The organism is Halomonas sp. SL18_1 (genome assembly GCF_055755715.1).
In genome coordinates this window covers 3,294,486-3,310,669 of the sequence record NZ_JBVTRK010000001.1, presented here as the reverse complement: position 1 = coordinate 3,310,669, position 16,184 = coordinate 3,294,486, and the positions used below count along the sequence as shown (strand labels likewise).

8 protein-coding genes and 5 pseudogenes are annotated in these 16,184 nt (G+C 67.3%); 9 read left to right on the top strand and 4 right to left on the bottom strand.

The window, feature by feature from the left end; all coding sequences use genetic code 11:
- The first annotated feature begins 3 nt into the window (after positions 1–3).
- From ACSJDS_RS16835 to leuA, 7 genes and pseudogenes are all read left to right on the top strand, one after another.
- Positions 4–650, top strand: a pseudogene (locus ACSJDS_RS16835) (YqiA/YcfP family alpha/beta fold hydrolase).
- Positions 647–2,526, top strand: a pseudogene (gene parE / locus ACSJDS_RS16830) (DNA topoisomerase IV subunit B). The pseudogenes ACSJDS_RS16835 and parE overlap by 4 nt, the downstream one beginning before the upstream one ends.
- 397 nt (positions 2,527–2,923) lie before the next feature.
- The gene (gene parC / locus ACSJDS_RS16825) at positions 2,924–5,182 is read left to right on the top strand and encodes a DNA topoisomerase IV subunit A (RefSeq protein ID WP_473034243.1); all 2,259 of its coding nucleotides are present in this window, start codon (positions 2,924–2,926) and stop codon (positions 5,180–5,182) included.
- An 86-nt stretch (positions 5,183–5,268) separates the two neighbouring features.
- Positions 5,269–6,489, top strand: a complete 1,221-nt coding sequence (gene serB / locus ACSJDS_RS16820) for a phosphoserine phosphatase SerB (RefSeq protein WP_473034242.1) — start codon at positions 5,269–5,271, stop codon at positions 6,487–6,489.
- A 78-nt stretch (positions 6,490–6,567) separates the two neighbouring features.
- A complete protein-coding gene (locus ACSJDS_RS16815) occupies positions 6,568–6,828 on the top strand; it encodes a TIGR02647 family protein (RefSeq protein WP_473034241.1) in 261 nt (86 codons plus the stop codon).
- 151 nt (positions 6,829–6,979) lie between these two features.
- Positions 6,980–7,838 (top strand): annotated as a pseudogene (locus ACSJDS_RS16810) (ion transporter).
- 332 nt (positions 7,839–8,170) lie between these two features.
- Positions 8,171–9,877 (top strand): 2-isopropylmalate synthase, encoded by a 1,707-nt coding sequence (gene leuA / locus ACSJDS_RS16805; RefSeq protein ID WP_473034240.1) that lies wholly within the window; start codon positions 8,171–8,173, stop codon positions 9,875–9,877.
- 318 nt (positions 9,878–10,195) lie between these two features.
- On the opposite strand, the gene epmB is transcribed toward leuA, so the two are convergent.
- Positions 10,196–11,242, bottom strand: a complete 1,047-nt coding sequence (gene epmB / locus ACSJDS_RS16800; RefSeq protein ID WP_473034239.1) for an EF-P beta-lysylation protein EpmB — start codon at positions 11,240–11,242, stop codon at positions 10,196–10,198.
- Positions 11,243–11,344: 102 nt separating this feature from the next.
- Between epmB and efp the strand changes: the two genes are divergently transcribed.
- Both efp and epmA read left to right on the top strand, forming a co-directional pair.
- Positions 11,345–11,911 carry an elongation factor P gene (gene efp / locus ACSJDS_RS16795; RefSeq protein ID WP_473034238.1) on the top strand — a complete coding sequence of 189 codons (567 nt, stop codon included), beginning with the start codon at positions 11,345–11,347 and terminating at the stop codon, positions 11,909–11,911.
- 218 nt (positions 11,912–12,129) lie between these two features.
- Entirely contained in the window at positions 12,130–13,116 is a 987-nt protein-coding gene (epmA, locus tag ACSJDS_RS16790; protein ID WP_473034237.1) for an EF-P lysine aminoacylase EpmA, read from the top strand.
- Positions 13,117–13,242: 126 nt separating this feature from the next.
- Here the strand turns inward: epmA and asd are convergent.
- The 3 genes and pseudogenes from asd to rsgA form a co-directional block, all read right to left on the bottom strand.
- Positions 13,243–14,084, bottom strand: a pseudogene (asd, locus tag ACSJDS_RS16785) (archaetidylserine decarboxylase).
- A 118-nt stretch (positions 14,085–14,202) separates the two neighbouring features.
- Complete coding sequence (locus ACSJDS_RS16780) at positions 14,203–15,033, bottom strand: sulfurtransferase (RefSeq protein ID WP_473034236.1); 831 nt, start codon at positions 15,031–15,033, stop codon at positions 14,203–14,205.
- Between the two features lie 66 nt (positions 15,034–15,099).
- Positions 15,100–16,129: pseudogene (rsgA, locus tag ACSJDS_RS16775) on the bottom strand (small ribosomal subunit biogenesis GTPase RsgA).
- Positions 16,130–16,184: the final 55 nt, after the last annotated feature.

Here is a 16,184-nt window from a genome sequence, read left to right as displayed (position 1 = left end):
GGTATGCTGAGTCCACTCTATGCCTGCCCGCCGGCCAGCGGCCTGCTCTATCTGCACGGCTTCAACAGCGGTGCCGGCTCGCCCAAGGCGGCGTTGATGCGGGCGGCCTGCCGCAGGCTGGGAGTGCCCTGCCAGACCCCGCAGCTGCCCCATCGGCCCGGGGCGGCCTTCGCCCTGGCCGAGGCGCTGCTGGCTGGCCTGGGGCCGGCGCCGCTGGTGGCCGGCAGCTCCCTGGGGGCTTTCTCGCCACCTGCCTGGCGGAGCGCCATGCCCTGTCCGCCGCCCTGATCAATCCGGCGGTGCGGCCGGCGACGCTGGTGGCGGGCTGGGTCGGCGAGGCCTTCGTCAATCACGACAGCGGCGAGCGCTTCACGGTAGGCGAGGCGCATCTGGCGGAGCTCGAGGCCCTGACGCCCGAGCATATCACCGCCCCCGAGCGCTACCTGCTGCTGCTGGGCAGCCGGGATGAAACCCTGGACCCGGCCCAGGCCTTCGCTCTCTACCGCGGCGCGCGTACCATCGTGCACCCGCGCAGCGACCACGGCTTTGACGTGCTGGCCGACTATCTCCCGGCGATCTTCGCCCACGGTGGCCACCGTCTGGCGCCCGGGCGCCTTCCCGATCAGGATCTGGATATGGACGACGCATGACACAGTACAGCGCCAGCTCAATCGAAGTACTCTCTGGGCTCGACCCGGTGCGCAAGCGCCCCGGGATGTACACCGACACCAGCCGCCCCAACCACCTGATCCAGGAGGTGATCGACAACAGCGTCGACGAGGCCCTGGCCGGCCATGCCCGCGAGGTCAGCGTGCGACTGTTCGAGGACGGCGGCATCGAGGTGACCGACGACGGTCGCGGCATGCCCATCGACCTGCACCCGGAACACGGCGTCGTCGGGGTCGAGCTGATCCTCACCCGGCTGCACGCCGGCGGCAAGTTCTCCGCCTCGAGCTACCGCTTCTCCGGCGGGTTGCACGGGGTCGGCGTCTCGGTGGTCAATGCGCTCTCCCGGCGCCTGGAAGTCGAGGTGCTGCGCGACGGCAACCGCTACGCCATGGCCTTCGAGCACGGCGACAAGGCCTCGGAGCTCACGGTCATCGGCAGCGTCGCCAAGCGTGCCACCGGCACCCTGGTGCGCTTCTGGCCGGATCCCGGCTACTTCGACAGTCCGCGTTTGGCGTTGGGGCGGCTCGAGCACCTGCTGCGCGCCAAGGCGGTGCTCTGCCCGGGGCTCAAGGTCACCCTGGTGGAGGCCGACGGTAGCGAGAGCGTCTGGCAGTACGCCGACGGCCTGCGCGACTACCTGGCCCAGGCCACCGACGGCTATGAGGTGCTGCCCGCCTCGCCCTTGGTGGGGCATTTCGCCGACGACGAGCAGGGAGTGGACTGGGCGATCCAGTGGCTGCCGGAGGGCGGCGAGCCGCTCATGGAGAGCTACGTCAACCTGATTCCCACCCCCCAGGGCGGCACCCACGTCAACGGGCTGCGCTCGGGGCTGCTCGAGGCACTGCGCGAGTTCTGCGAATACAGGAGCCTCTTGCCCCGGGGCGTCAAGCTCACCGCCGACGACCTCTGGGAGCGGGTCGCCTACGTACTCTCGGTGAAGCTCCTCGACCCCCAGTTCGCCGGCCAGACCAAGGAGCGCCTCTCCTCGCGCACCGTGGCGGGCTTCGTCTCCGGGGTGGTCAAGGACGCCTTCTCGCTGTGGCTGAACCACCACGTCGACCAGGCCGAAGCGCTGGCGGATCTCGTCATCAGCGCCGCCCAGCGGCGCCAGAAGAGCGCCAAGAAGGTGGCCCGCAAGAAGGTCACCGCCGGCCCAGCGCTCCCCGGCAAGCTGGCCGACTGCTCCGGCCAGGACCCGGCCCAGAGCGAACTCTTTCTGGTGGAGGGGACAGCGCCGGCGGCAGCGCCAAGCAGGCGCGCAGTCGCGAGAGCCAGGCGATCCTGCCGCTGCGCGGCAAGATACTCAACACCTGGGAGGTGGAGTCCCACGATATCTACGGCTCCCAGGAGGTCCACGACATCGCCGTGGCCATCGGCATGGACCCGGGCAGCGACGATTTCTCCAAGCTGCGCTACCACAAGATCTGCATCCTCGCCGACGCCGACTCCGACGGCCTGCATATCGCCACCCTGCTCTGCGCGCTCTTCGTGCGCCACTTCCCGGCGCTGGTGGACGCCGGCCACGTCTACGTGGCCATGCCGCCGCTCTACCGCATCGACCGGGGCAAGGAGGTCTTCTACGCCCTGGACGAGAGCGAGAAGGCGGCGATCCTGCGCCAGCTGGAGGGCAAGCGCGGCACGGTGAACGTGCAGCGTTTCAAGGGGCTGGGCGAGATGAGCCCGCTGCAGCTGCGTGAGACCACCATGGCGCCGGAGACCCGCCGCCTGGTGCAGCTCACCCGCGAGGCCGGCGACGGCACCATGGAGATGATGGACATGCTGCTGGCCAAGAAGCGCGCCGCCGACCGCAAGAGCTGGCTCGAGGACTACGGTAATCTCGCCGACATCGAGGTCTGACCCGGCTTCGCCGGGAGCTGTAAGCCATTCAGGCTTCGCCTGTAGCTGTAAGCTGTAAGAAAAAGGGTCATCGCACTTTAGCGTGAACATGTTTGGCAGGTTTGATGGTGGGAGGCCGGCTCTGCCGGCGGTTCGACGCTTCGACGAAGGCGCCGCAGGCGCTCCATGGGTAGCGCTGCGCGCTACTTCGTCGAAGCGTCGAACCGGAGCTGAAGTCGAGGCGTCGAACCGTCCCTCCCACATAGCCTGTTCACGCCAGTCTGCGAAGAACCAAGAAAAACCGGTGCAGCTATGGGGTGACTTACAGCTTAAAGCTTACGGCTTACAGCTCTTCCAGAACGTATCGTGCGGGCCACGGCCCGCGAAGTTTCCATGATGGCAGATAGGGCCCAATCCCATGACCATGGATATCCAGGTGGCGGAGGGCGACGTCGAGCGCCTTTCGCTGCGCGAATACACCGAGAAGGCGTACCTCGACTACTCGATGTACGTGATTCTCGACCGGGCGCTGCCCCATATCGGCGACGGCATGAAGCCGGTGCAGCGGCGCATCGTCTACGCCATGCGCGAGCTGGCGCTGAACGCCAACGCCAAGTACAAGAAGTCGGCGCGCACCGTCGGCGACGTGCTGGGCAAGTTCCACCCCCACGGCGACAGCGCCTGCTACGAGGCCATGGTGCTGATGGCCCAGCCCTTCAGCTACCGCTACCCGCTGGTGGACGGCCAGGGCAACTGGGGCAGCCCCGACGATCCCAAGTCTTTCGCCGCCATGCGCTACACCGAGGCGCGGCTCTCGAAGTTCTCCGAGGTGCTGCTGGCCGAGCTGGGTCAGGGCACCGTGGACTGGACCCCCAACTTCGACGGCACCATGAGCGAACCCGTGGTGCTGCCGGCGCGCCTGCCCCACGTGCTGCTCAACGGCGGCACCGGCATCGCCGTGGGCATGGCCACCGACATCCCACCCCACAATGTGAACGAGGTGGTCGACGCGACCTGCCACCTGCTGCGCCACCCCGAGGCCACCACGGCGGATCTGATCAAGCACCTGCCGGCCCCGGACTTTCCCAGCGAGGCGGAGATCATCACCTCCCGCGCCGACCTGCGTAAGGTCTACGAGAGCGGGCGCGGCTCGGTGAAGCTGCGCGGGCGCTATGTGATGGAGGAGGGCAGCATCGTGGTCACGGCACTGCCCTACCAGGTGAGCGGTGCCAAGATTCTCGAGCAGATCGCCGCCCAGATGCAGGCCAAGAAGCTGCCCATGGTGGCCGACCTGCGCGACGAGTCGACCCACGAAGAGCCCACCCGTCTGGTGATCGAGCCGCGCTCCAACCGGGTCGACATCGAGGCGCTGATGGCGCACCTCTTCGCCACCACCGACCTCGAGAAGAACATCCGCATCAACATGAACGTGATCGGTCTCGACGGCCGGCCGCGGGTGATGCCGCTGCCCGACCTGCTCGGCGAGTGGCTGCGCTTTCGCCGCGCCACGGTGCGCCGGCGCCTGGAGCACCGCCTGGGCAAGGTCGAAGATCGCCTGCATATTCTCGAGGGGCTGCTGATCGCCTACCTCGATATCGACGAGGTGATCCGGATCATTCGCGAGGAGGACGCCCCTAAGCCCGCCCTGATGGCCGCCTTCGGGCTCTCCGAGCGCCAGGCCGAGGCGATCCTCGAGCTGCGCCTGCGCCACCTGGCCAAGCTCGAGGAAATGAAGATCCGCGGCGAGCAGGAGGAGCTCGAGGCGGAGCGCAAGCGGCTCCAGGAGCTGCTCGGCAACGAGGCGGCGCTCACCGACCTGATCGAGGAGGAGATCCGCGCCGCCGGACAGGAGCATGGCGATGCCCGCCGCGCGCCCATCGTGGAGCGCGAGGAGGCTCGGGCCCTCTCCGAGGTGGAGCTGCTCGGCGCCGACCCGATCACCGTGGTGCTCTCCGAGAAGGGCTGGATTCGGGCCGCCAAGGGCCATGAGATCGACCCCGAAGGGCTAGCCTTCAAGTCGGGAGATCGCTTCGCCCTGGCCGCTCGAGGCAAGACCAACCAGCCGCTGGTGCTGCTCGACGACACCGGGCGCGCCTACACCCTGGCCGCCCATAACCTGCCCAGCGCCCGCGGCCAGGGCGAGCCGGTCACCGGGCGGGTCAATGTCGTCGCTGGCGCCCATATGGCGGGCCTGATGCTGGCTCCACCCGAGAGTCGCTACCTGCTCGCCAGCGATGGCGGCTACGGCTTCGTGGCCCGGCTCGAGGCGCTGACCGGCAAGAACAAGTCCGGCAAGGGAGTCCTCACGGTGCCCAAGGGCTGTCGTGTGCTGCCGCCCGTGGCGGTGCCGGAGGGCGAGGATAGCTGGGTGGCGGCGGTCTCCAACGAGGGGCGGCTGCTGGTGTTTCCGCTCGACCAGCTGCCCGAGATGGCCAAGGGCAAGGGCAACAAGATGATCGACATCCCCGGCGCCCGGGCGGCGCGGCGTGAGGAGCTCGTGCGCGACCTGGTGGTGCTGCCCGCCGGCGCCAGCCTGGTGGTCCATGCCGGCAAGCGGCATCTCACCCTCAAGGCGGCCGATCTGGATTACTATCGCGGGGAGCGCGGCCGCCGCGGCAGCAAGCTGCCCCGCGGCCTGCAGAAGGTCGACCGGCTCGCCCCTGAAGGGGAGCTATAAGCTTTAAGCCGTAAGCTGTAAGAAAAGACAGGCCTATCATGGGGTTACTTACAGCTTATAGCTTACGGCTCGAAACTGAGGTTAACATGACAAGACGACTGCTGATTCGCGCCACCGGCGCGGCACGACCCGGCCAGCTGGCCGGCCTGGGCCAGGCCATGGCGCGCAGCGGCGCCCGCCTGCTCGACATCAACCAGAGCGTGACCTTCGGCATGGTCTCGCTGGAGGCGCTGGTGGGCCTGGACCACGACAGCGACCTGGAGGGGGCGCTCAGCGCGGCCGGCGCCAGCCTGGGCCTGGACGTCCAGGCGATCCAGGTCGGTGCCGAGGACTACCAGCGCTGGAGCGTGCAGGCCAGCCAGCCGCGGCTGATCCTGACCCTGCTGGCGCCGCATCTCCCGGCCGGTATCCTGGCCGAGGTAGGGGCGCTGACCGCCGAGCACGGTCTCACCGTGGAGCTGATCCACCGCCTCTCCGGTCGCGAGCCCCTGGACGGCGGCGTGCCCCGCGACCACCACACCCAGGGCGCCTGCGTGGAGTGCTGGCTGCGCGGCGAGGAGGTCGACCTCGACGCCCTGCGCGAGAAGGCCCTGGCGCTGGGCGCCATGCACGGCGTCGATATCGCCATCCAGGAGGACTCCATCTGGCGCCGGCATCGCCGCCTGGTCTGCTTCGACATGGACTCCACCCTGATCCAGGCCGAGGTGATCGACGAGCTGGCCCGGCGCCACGGCGTCTTCGAGGAGGTGGCCGAGGTCACCGAGCGCGCCATGCGCGGCGAGCTGGACTTCCAGCAGAGCTTCCGCGAGCGCATGGCCAAGCTCCGCGGACTCGACGAGGCGGTGCTGGCCGAGATCGCCGAGGAGCTTCCGCTGATGGATGGCGTCGAGCGCCTGATGCGCCATCTCAAGCGCCTGGGCTATCGCACCGCGATCCTCTCCGGAGGCTTCACCTACTTCGCCCGTCACCTTCAGGAGACGCTCGGCTTCGACGAGATCCACGCCAACGAACTGGTCATCGAGAACGGCAAGGTCACCGGCGAGGTGCGCGAGCCGATCCTCGACGCCAGCCGCAAGGCCGAGCTGCTGCGCGAGATCGCCGAGCGCGAGGGCCTGACCCTGGAGCAGACCATCGCCGTGGGCGACGGCGCCAACGACCTCAAGATGCTGGCGGCGGCCGGGCTCGGCATCGCCTTTCGCGCCAAGCCGCTGGTACGCAGCCAGGCGCGCCAGTCGATCTCGACGCTGGGCATCGACGCCGTGCTCTACCTGATGGGCTATCGCCAGGTGGATCTGGAGGACGAATAGCCCAGGCGAGCGACGGGGCTGGTCGTCGGCCCCATTGTGGCTTACCTTCGGGGAACCCCATCGGACCCGGAGGTCGCCATGCCCCAAACGCGTTTCACCGCCGAACAGCTCGAGGAGCTCAATCTGCTCTGCCTGTTCAACCCGGACTCCACCCAGGAGGGTATCAAGGTGCACGCCGGCACCGCCGCACCCGAAGCGGTGGCGGCCGTCGCGCGACTGCATGCCAAGGGCCTGGTGACCCAGACCGACGGCGGCTATCTCACCGCACTCGGCCGCGAGGCGGCCGCCCACGCCCAGGCCCTGCGAGGTATTCTCGACCCCGTCGAACTCACCACCTGATCCCCCTGTCTCTCGTTGGCGCCCGCTTCTCCCTGAGGCGGGCGGCAATACTTTGCCCACCGGCGGCAATCGGCGATAATCCGCCCCCGTCATCCACTTCCCGCGAGGCGTCCCCTGGGGGACGCATACGCCAGCGCCGACCGATATGCTCATGAGCACCCGCTTCGAGACCTGGCGCGACCGCTTCGAGCGGCTGCGCGCCAACAAACTGTTCGAATCCGTCGTCATCGCCATCATCATCCTCTCGGCGCTGCTGATCGGTGCCAAGACGCTACGAGGAGACCACCCGCTTCGAGCAGCTGCTGCTGGTCTTCGACGTGGGAGTGACGGTGTTCTTCCTGGTGGAGATCCTGATTCGCATGGCGGCGGAGAGGCGCCTGCGCGACTTCTTCAAGAAGGGCTGGAACGTCTTCGACTTCCTGATCGTCACCGCCAGCCTGATCCCCATGGACGACTCAGAGATGGTGCTGCTGGCGCGCCTGCTGCGTATCTTCCGCGTGCTGCGCCTGGTGTCGATGATCCCGGAGCTGCGCATCCTGATGGTGGCGCTGTTCAAGTCGATCCCGCGGATGGGCTATGTGGCGCTGCTGATGTTCATCATCTTCTACATCTACGGGGCCATCGGCAGCTTCCTGTTCGCCAGCGTCGATGAGAAGCTGTGGGGCAATATCTCGCTGGCCATGCTGACGCTGTTTCAGGTGGCCACCTTCGAGAGCTGGGCCACGGCGGTGCTCTATCCCACCATGGAGCACTACCCCTACGCCTGGATCTACTTCCTGACGTTCATCTTTCTCAACGCCTTCATTTTCCTCAACATGATGATCGGCATCGTGCTCGACGTGATGCAGAAGGAGAGCCTGGCCATCGAACTGGAGACCGGCGAGGGGGAGGCCGCCGAGCTCCATGGCCTGCGCGATGACGTGCGCGAGCTGCGCAGTCAGTTGACGCGAATGGAGGCCATGCTGGGTGAGCGGGCCGCGTCCGGAGTTGACAAAGAGGCCCGAGGCTGATTCTCTAGTAGCCATGAACACGACAGCGTACCGCCTCGACCTCGATCTACGACTACTAGCCCGCTCTTGAGCGCGCTGGGCAATGCCGCCTGCATTGCCACTGTCCAGATCGAAACGAGGTGGTACCATGTCAGTCACAGCTAACGTCTTCCCCATGAGAGTCCGCGCCGCTGCCGTCGGCCGCTTCGCCCATGCGATGCCGAGCAGCCCGCCCGTTTCGCTCGACCGCAACGCCCCGACCGGCTCCGGCCGTCGGGGCGTTGCCGTTCGTGTCGTCATCGAATCGACCGTAACCGATCACTGCCCCACCGCCAGCCAGGGAGAATGCCGCCATGATGCTCGATAACCCCGCCACCAAGTACCGTCCTTTCGTTGCCGTCGACCTGCCCGACCGCCAGTGGCCCGCCCAGCGGATCGAGACGCCGCCGCTGTGGTGCAGCGTCGACCTGCGCGATGGCAACCAGGCGCTGATCGACCCCATGGACCATGAGCGCAAGCAGCGTCTCTTCGACCTGCTGGTGAAGATCGGCTTCAAGCAGATCGAGGTGGGCTTCCCCTCGGCCTCCCAGATCGACTTCGACTTCGTGCGCGCCTTGATCGAGCAGAACAAGGTGCCGGATGACGTCACCATCCAGGTGCTGACCCAGGCGCGTCCGCACCTGATCGATCGCACCTTCGAATCTCTCAAGGGGGCCAAGAACGCCATCGTCCACGTCTACAACGCCACCGACCCGGTCTTCCGCCGGGTGGTGTTCAACGTCGACAAGGCCGAGTGCACCCAAATCGCCGTGGACGCCACCACCCTGATCAAGCAGCGCATGGACGAGGCGCCGGAGACGAACTGGACCTTCCAGTACTCGCCGGAGCTGTTCACCACCACCGAGATGGACTTCGCCGTAGAGGTGGTCGAGGCGGTGATGGCCGCCTATGGGCCGACGCCCGAGGCGCCGATGATCGTCAACCTGCCGGCCACCGTGGAGGCCGCCACCCCCAACAACTATGCCGACCAGATCGAGTGGTTCTGTCGCCATGTCAACAACCGTGACAGCCTGATCGTCAGCCTGCACCCGCACAACGATCGCGGCACCGGAGTGGCAGCGGCGGAGTTGGGCCTGATGGCCGGCGCGGATCGGGTCGAGGGGACGCTGTTCGGCAACGGCGAGCGCACCGGCAACGTGGATATCGTCACCCTGGCCATGAACCTCTACACCCAGGGCGTGCACCCGGCGCTGGACTTCTCTAACATCACGCCGATCATGCGCGAGGTGGAGTACTGCAACCAGCTGCCGGTGCACCCGCGCCACCCCTACGTGGGCGATTTGGTGTTCACTGCCTTCTCCGGCTCTCACCAGGACGCCATCAAGAAGGGCATGACCGAGCGTCGCGCCAATCCCGAGGCAGTCTGGGAGGTGCCCTACCTGCCCATCGATCCCATGGACGTGGGGCGCAGCTACGAGGCGGTGATCCGGGTCAACAGCCAGTCGGGCAAGGGCGGGGTCTCCTACCTGCTGGAGCAGGAGCACGGGATCGAACTGCCGCGGCGGCTCTCCATCGAGTTCAGCCAGGTGGTGCAGGAGGTGGCCGATCGCACCGGTCGCGAGATCACCTCGCAGATGATCTACCAGGCGTTTGCCGACGAATACGTGGAGCAGACCGCGCCTTTCGCGCTGGTCAACCACCGGCTCTCCTCCGAGCCGGACAGCCCCCGGGTGCATCTGGAGGCCCAGGTCACCGAAGGCGGCGAGCGCCAGGTGATTCGCGGCGAGGGCAACGGTCCGCTGGCCGCCTTTATCCGGGCCCTGGCGGCCCAGGGGCACGATGTCGAGATCATCGACTACCACGAGCACTCCCGCGGCCAGGGCGCCGACGCCGAGGCGATCGCCTATGTGGAGGTGCGTCTCGACGGCAAGGCGGTGTTCGGCGTGGGCATCGACGAGAGCATCACCACGGCATCGATGAAGGCGGTGATGAGCGCCATCAACCGTCACGTCTCCACCCAGGCCCCGGCGGCCAATGTGACGGCTGCCACCCTCGCTTGACCGGCTACGCCGGGCTCGGGAGCGGTAAGCTTTAAGCTGTAAGTGACAAACCCCCAAGGCTCAGTTCAGAGCCTTGGGGTTTTTCTTAGGTTCTTCGCACTTTAGCGTGAACATGTTTCAGGCTTTATGGTGGGAGGCCGGCTCTGCCGGCGGTTTGACGCTTCGACGAAGGCGCCCCATGGGTAGCGCTTTGCGCTACTTCGTCGAAGCGTCGAACCGGAGCTGAAGTCGAGGCGTCGAACCGTCCCTCCCACTTAGCCAGTTCACGCCAGTCTGCGAAGAGTCTTTTCTTATAGCTTACGGCTTATGGCTTTCAGCTCAAAGCGGCGTCTTGCTTGCCTCGCCGGGGATCTCCCTGACCAGTTTCGGCATCAGAAATCCCGGCAGTATCTCCCTCAGGCCCGCGACCAGTTCGCGGGCCTCTTCGTCCGGGACGTCGAAGTGGGCGGCGCCAGCCACCGGGTCGAGGACGTGCAGGTAGTAGGGCAGCACGCCGGCCTCGAAGAGCCGTTCGGAGAGCGCGGCCAGGGCATTGACCGAGTCGTTGACGCCGCGCAGCAGCACGCTTTGGTTGAGCAGGGTAACGCCCGCCCCCTTCAGCCGTTCACAGGCCGCGACTACGTCGTCATCGATCTCGTGGGCGTGGTTGATGTGCAGCACCACCACCTTCTGCAGGCGCGTGCCACCGAGCCAGTCGAGCAGGGTGTCGTCGATGCGGTCGGGGATCACCACCGGTAGCCGGGTGTGAAGGCGCAGCCGCCGTAGATGGGGAATGGCGTCCAGGCGCTCGACCAGCCAGGCGAGCTGGCGGTCGCTGGCGGCCAGCGGATCGCCGCCGGAGAGGATCGCTTCAACGATGGTGGGGTCGCCGCGCAGATGGTCGAGGCTCTGCTCCCACTGGGCGCGGGAAGGGGCGTTCTCGGCGTAGGGGAAGTGGCGACGAAAACAGTAGCGGCAGTTCACTGCGCAGGCGGGGCTGGCGATCAAGAGCACCCGGCCGGCGTACTTGTGGATCAGCCCGCGCGCCGGGGTATGCTGGGCCTCGGCCAGGGGGTCGGCCACATAGCCGGGCGCCGGCGCGGCCTCATCGCCTAGCGGCAGTACCTGACGCAGCAGGGGGTCCTGGGGATCGCCCGGCCGCATCCGGGCCAGGAAGGCCTCGGGCACGCGGACCTCGAACAGGGCATGTCCCCTTCGTGCGCCGGGCAGCCACCGCTCATCGAGGCCCAGCCGTCGGCACAGCTCGGCGGGGTCGCGGATGGCCCCGGCCAGCTGGGACTGCCAGTTGGATCGCGGGATCAAGGGCGTCGCGTCAGGCTGCGAGGTCTCCTGTCTCTGCAAAACGACAGGGCTTCGGGTTATCATGCGGCACACCAGTCACTAGGGGCGAGGGCTTGGGACCTCGTCGATACGATTGTTTCGCGCGCCCGGTGCTGTCGGGGCGCGCCCCATCATTCGAGAGGCAACATGGCGAACTATTCTACCAATGAATTCAAGGGCGGTCTGAAGGTGATGCTGGACGGCGACCCTTGTGCAATCCTCGAGAACGAGTACGTCAAGCCGGGCAAGGGCCAGGCCTTTAACCGGGTCAAGCTGCGCAACCTGATCACCGGCCGCGTCTGGGAGCGCACCTTCAAGTCCGGCGAGTCGCTGGAAGGCGCCGACGTGCTCGACCTGGAGATGGAGTACCTCTATAACGATGGCGAGATGTGGTACTTCATGAGGACCGACGGCTCCTTCGAGCAGTATCCGGTGGAGAAGAAGGCGCTGGGTGATACCGAGAAGTGGCTCAAGGAGCAGGTGGCCTACACTGTGACCCTGTGGAACGACAATCCCATCAATGTGACCCCGCCGAATTTCATCGAGCTGGAAGTGGTCGAGACCGACCCCGGCCTCAAGGGTGACACCGCCCAGGGTGGCTCCAAGCCGGCGACCCTCTCCTCCGGCGCCGTGGTGCGGGTGCCGCTGTTTATCAACCAGGGCGAGGTGCTCAAGGTCGATACGCGCAGCGGCGAGTACGTCTCCCGCGCCTGAGCCGGGCTGCGCCCGGAGCCGTAAGCTTGAAGCTGTAAGCTTTAAGAAAAACCATTGCCATTAGCGAATCATTTGGCAGTCTCTTGGCTTACGGCTTACGGCTTACGGCTTACGGCTTACGGCTTACGGCTTACGGCTTACGGCTTACGGCTTACGGCTTACGGCTCTAAAGGCCACGCTGATTCGGCGTGGCCTTCGTCTTTCTGGAGTAATCTTCGATGGCAACCGACTGGCGCCCCACGGCGACGATCGAGACCCTGCGCGAGCGGGCGCGGCGGCTGGCCGAGGTACGCGCCTTCTTCGCCGAGCGCGGCGTGCTGGAGGTGGAGACTCCGGTGCTGGGTCACGGCGGCAGCACCGACCGCCACTTGGCCTCGCTCTCGGCCGAAGCGACCACCCCGGCCGGGCGCGAGCGGCTATGGCTGCAGACCTCGCCGGAGTTCCATATGAAGCGCCTGCTGGCCGCCGGCTCCGGGCCGATCTTCCAGCTGGCCAGGAGCTTTCGTGACGGCGAGGTGGGAGGACGCCACAATATCGAGTTCACCATGCTGGAGTGGTACCGCCCCGGCTTTACCCTCGACGAGCTGATCGAGGAGACGGCCGAGCTGGTGCGCCGGGTGCTGGGCCGAGAATCCGGGGATGAGGTGGGGCCGCTTCGGCTGCGCCGCTATCGGGAGCTGTTTCGCGACGCCCTGGCTCTCGACCCCTTTGCCGCGCCGCTGGCCGAGCTGCGCCGCCTGGCCGCCGAGCGGGGCGGATTGGCCATGGACGAGGCCCCCCGGGACGACTGCCTCGACCTGCTGCTGAGCCTGGTAATCGAGCCGCAGCTGGGCCGTGAGGGTATCGACGTGGTGGTGGACTACCCGGCGAGCCAGGCGGCCCTGGCGCGGCGCCATCGCGACCCGGAGGATGGCGAGTGGGTGGCTTCGCGCTTCGAGCTCTATCTGGAGGGCCTTGAGCTCGCCAACGGCTATGACGAGCTCACCGACCCCGCCGAGCAGGCGGCGCGCTTCGCTGCGGACAATGCCGAACGCCGGGCGGCGGGGCTGCCCGAGGTGGACGTTGATACGCGGCTGCTGGCGGCACTCGAGCACGGCATGCCGGCCGGCAGCGGCGTGGCGCTGGGCATCGACCGGCTGATCCAGCTGGCCCTGGGCAAGGCGAGCGTGGCGGAGGTGATGGCCTTCGCCACGCCGCGCTGCTAGGCCTGGGAGACCAGGGCGCCGGGGGGAAGTCGAAGCGGAGGTCCTATGCCAGGGATGGCATCGGTAGTGCCCAGGGATGGGTTTACAGCGCCTCCGGGCAGACTTTCCGCCGGGAAAGCCCTGGTCCTAGTGAGTCTGTTCGCCCAGCGACTGCCCCATCTGCACCTTGGCGCCGGGGCGAGCTTATCGGCGAAGGTAACCGGCTCGGCGAAGCCCATCACCACCGTGGAGCCGAGCTTGAAGCGCCCCATCTCCGCGCCGCGCTCCAGGCGCACCGGGGTGTCGAAGCGGATGCGCTGCACGCCGCCCCGGGGTAGCGGCGTGATCTGGCCGGCCCACACCGTCTCGATGGCGGCGACGATCATCGCCCCCACCAGCACCAGCACCATGGGCCCGTGCTCGGTATCGAAATGGCACACCAGCCGCTCGTTGCGGGCGAACAGCCTGGGTACATGGCGTGTGGTAGCGGCGTTCACCGAGAACAGCCGGCCCGGCACATAGACCATCTCGGTGAGGGTGCCCGCCAGCGGCATATGCACCCGGTGGTAGTCCTTGGGCGACAGGTAGACGGTGGCGAAGCTGCCGTCCCGGTAGCGCTCGGCGGCCTCATCGTCGCCACCCAGCAGGTCGGCCATGGTGAAGCGGTGCCCCTTGGCCTGGAGCAGCTCGCCCGCCGTTACCCCGCCGAACTGGGAGAGAGTGCCGTCGGCGGGACACAGCAGGCCCTCGCCCAGCGGGCGGGCGCTTTCCTTGAGCGGGCGGGTGAAGAAGTCGTTGAAGCTGGCGTAGGCGCTGGGATCCGGCTCGGCGGCCTGGCGCATATCGACCTTGAAGCGCTTGATAAAGGCCTTGATCAGCAGGTTCTTGAGCCAGCCGACCCGGGTCTCGGCGAGCCGGCCCACCAGCCGCGAGAGCAGGTGGTGGGGCAGCGGGTACTGGATCAGGGCAAATAGCTTGGCGGCAGTCACGAAGGAATGGTTCCTCAAAGGGGAGGGGGATTAGAGAGAGTGATGCGCTGAGCTGTAAGCCATAAGCGTTAAGTCAATCCCTGTTGCAAGACTTGGCGGCTGCATACTGGCTTACGGCTTACTTTTCTATCGGCGTATCGTCGCGGTTGCCCCATTCCATCCAGGAACCGCCGTAGCCGCGCATGCGCTCGAAGCCCAGCGCACGGCCCACCAGCCAGGTGAAGCCGCTGCGATGGTGGCTCTGGCAGTGGGTGACCACTTCCATGTCCGGGGTCAGGCCCAGGGCCTCGAGCTCGGTGATCAGTTCGGCGTAGTCGCGGATGCGCAGGCCGCGCTCCGGGTCCATGGCCCGGGTCCACTCCAGGTTCACGGCGCCGGGAATATGGCCGAGGCGGCGGTTGTTGCCTCGCTCGCCGCGGTACTCCTCCGGCGAGCGGGCGTCCCAGATGGCGAAGCCCTTCTCGCCGAGGCGTTCGGCCAGCTCGATCCGGTCGATCGCCACCTCGGGGTGGAGGATCTCGGCCTCATAGTCGCTGGGCGTGGGGGCCAGGGGCTCGGTGGACACCGGCAGCTCGGCCTGGCGCCAGGCATGGATGCCGCCGTTGAGATAGGAGTAGCGACCGTGGCCGATCAGCTCCAGGGTCCACAGCAGGCGTCCCGCCCAGCCGCCGCCCTCGTCGTCGTAGGCGACCACATGGGTATCGCGGGTCAGCCCCAGCGACGAGAAGAGCCGCGACAGCGCCTCGGCGGTGGGGGCGTCGCTGGGGGCCTCGCCCTCGCCGCGCAGCAGCAGGCGGTGGTCGAGAAAAATCGCCCCGGGAACATGCCCCATCTGGTAGCTCTCGGCGCGCAGGGGCACGTCGATGATCAACAGCTGGGGATCATCGATATGGGCAGCAAGCTGCTCGGGCTCGACGATCAGCGGTAGCAGGTTGGCTTCAGAGCTCATGGCACACCTCCTTTATGCGGCCTGTTCCGGCCTTGTGCGGGGCGGAGTCGTTACGCAGCGGCGCCGTCAGGTCTCATCGAGACTGTCGACGATGCGCCGGTAGCTGGCAAAGCGTTCGGGGTGAATGGTGCCCTGTTCCACGGCCTCGAGCAGCGCACAGCCGGGCTCCTGGCGATGCCGACAGTCGCGGAAGCGGCAGCGCCCCAGCAGGGGCGAAATTCGATGAAGCCCTCGGCGACCTGCTGCTCGTCCAGGTGGGTCAGGCCGAACTCGCGAATCCCCGGGGAATCGATCAGCTCGCCCCCCGCGAGGCGGGCAAGGAGTAGAGCCGGGCCGTGGTGGTGGTGTGGGTGCCCTTGCGGGAATCCTTCGACAGCGCGCCAATGCGCAGGGCCTCATCGGGCAGCAGGCGGTCGATCAGCGAGGACTTGCCCACCCCGCTCTGACCCACGAACACCGAGGTGCGTTCATCTAGGCGCGCCAGCAGATCGGAAAGCCCGGCGTCCGCGGCGGTGGTGGTGCTCACTACCGGATAGCCCAGCGCCGCATAGCGCTCGAGCAGCGCCATGAGGTCGCCGCCGCCCTCCGGCAGCAGGTCGATCTTGTTAAGCACCAGTACCGGGGGAATGCCGGTGGCCTCGGCGGCCACCAGGTAGCGGTCGATCAGGTTGGCGTGGGGGGCGGGTTCCACGGCGAAGACGATCAGGATCTGGTCGATGTTGGCGGCCACCGGCTTGAGCTGGCCGCGGGCGTCGGGGCGCTCCAGCACGCTGTCGCGCTCGCCCCGCGCCACTACCACGCCGTCCACCACTCGGCCCTGGTCGTCCTCGGCGGCACGCCATACCACCCGGTCGCCGGTGACCAGCCCGTCGAGATTGGCGCGCAGGTGGCAGCGCACCGCTGTGGCGTCCTCGCCGCGAACGTCCAGGGTGCGGCCGTAATGGGCGATCACCCGGCCGGGACGCTCGGGGCCATATTCGCCGGCGGCGAGCTTCTGTGCCTCCCGGGCATCGCGCTGCTCGGCGCGGCGGTTGCGCTCGGCCTGAACCTTCTCGATGCGCCAGCGTTGCTGGCGGGTCAACTTGCGTTTGCTCATGGGCGCCTGAAGATCGTTACAATGTCGGCATTGTAACCAGCGTGGCCCGGCCTGT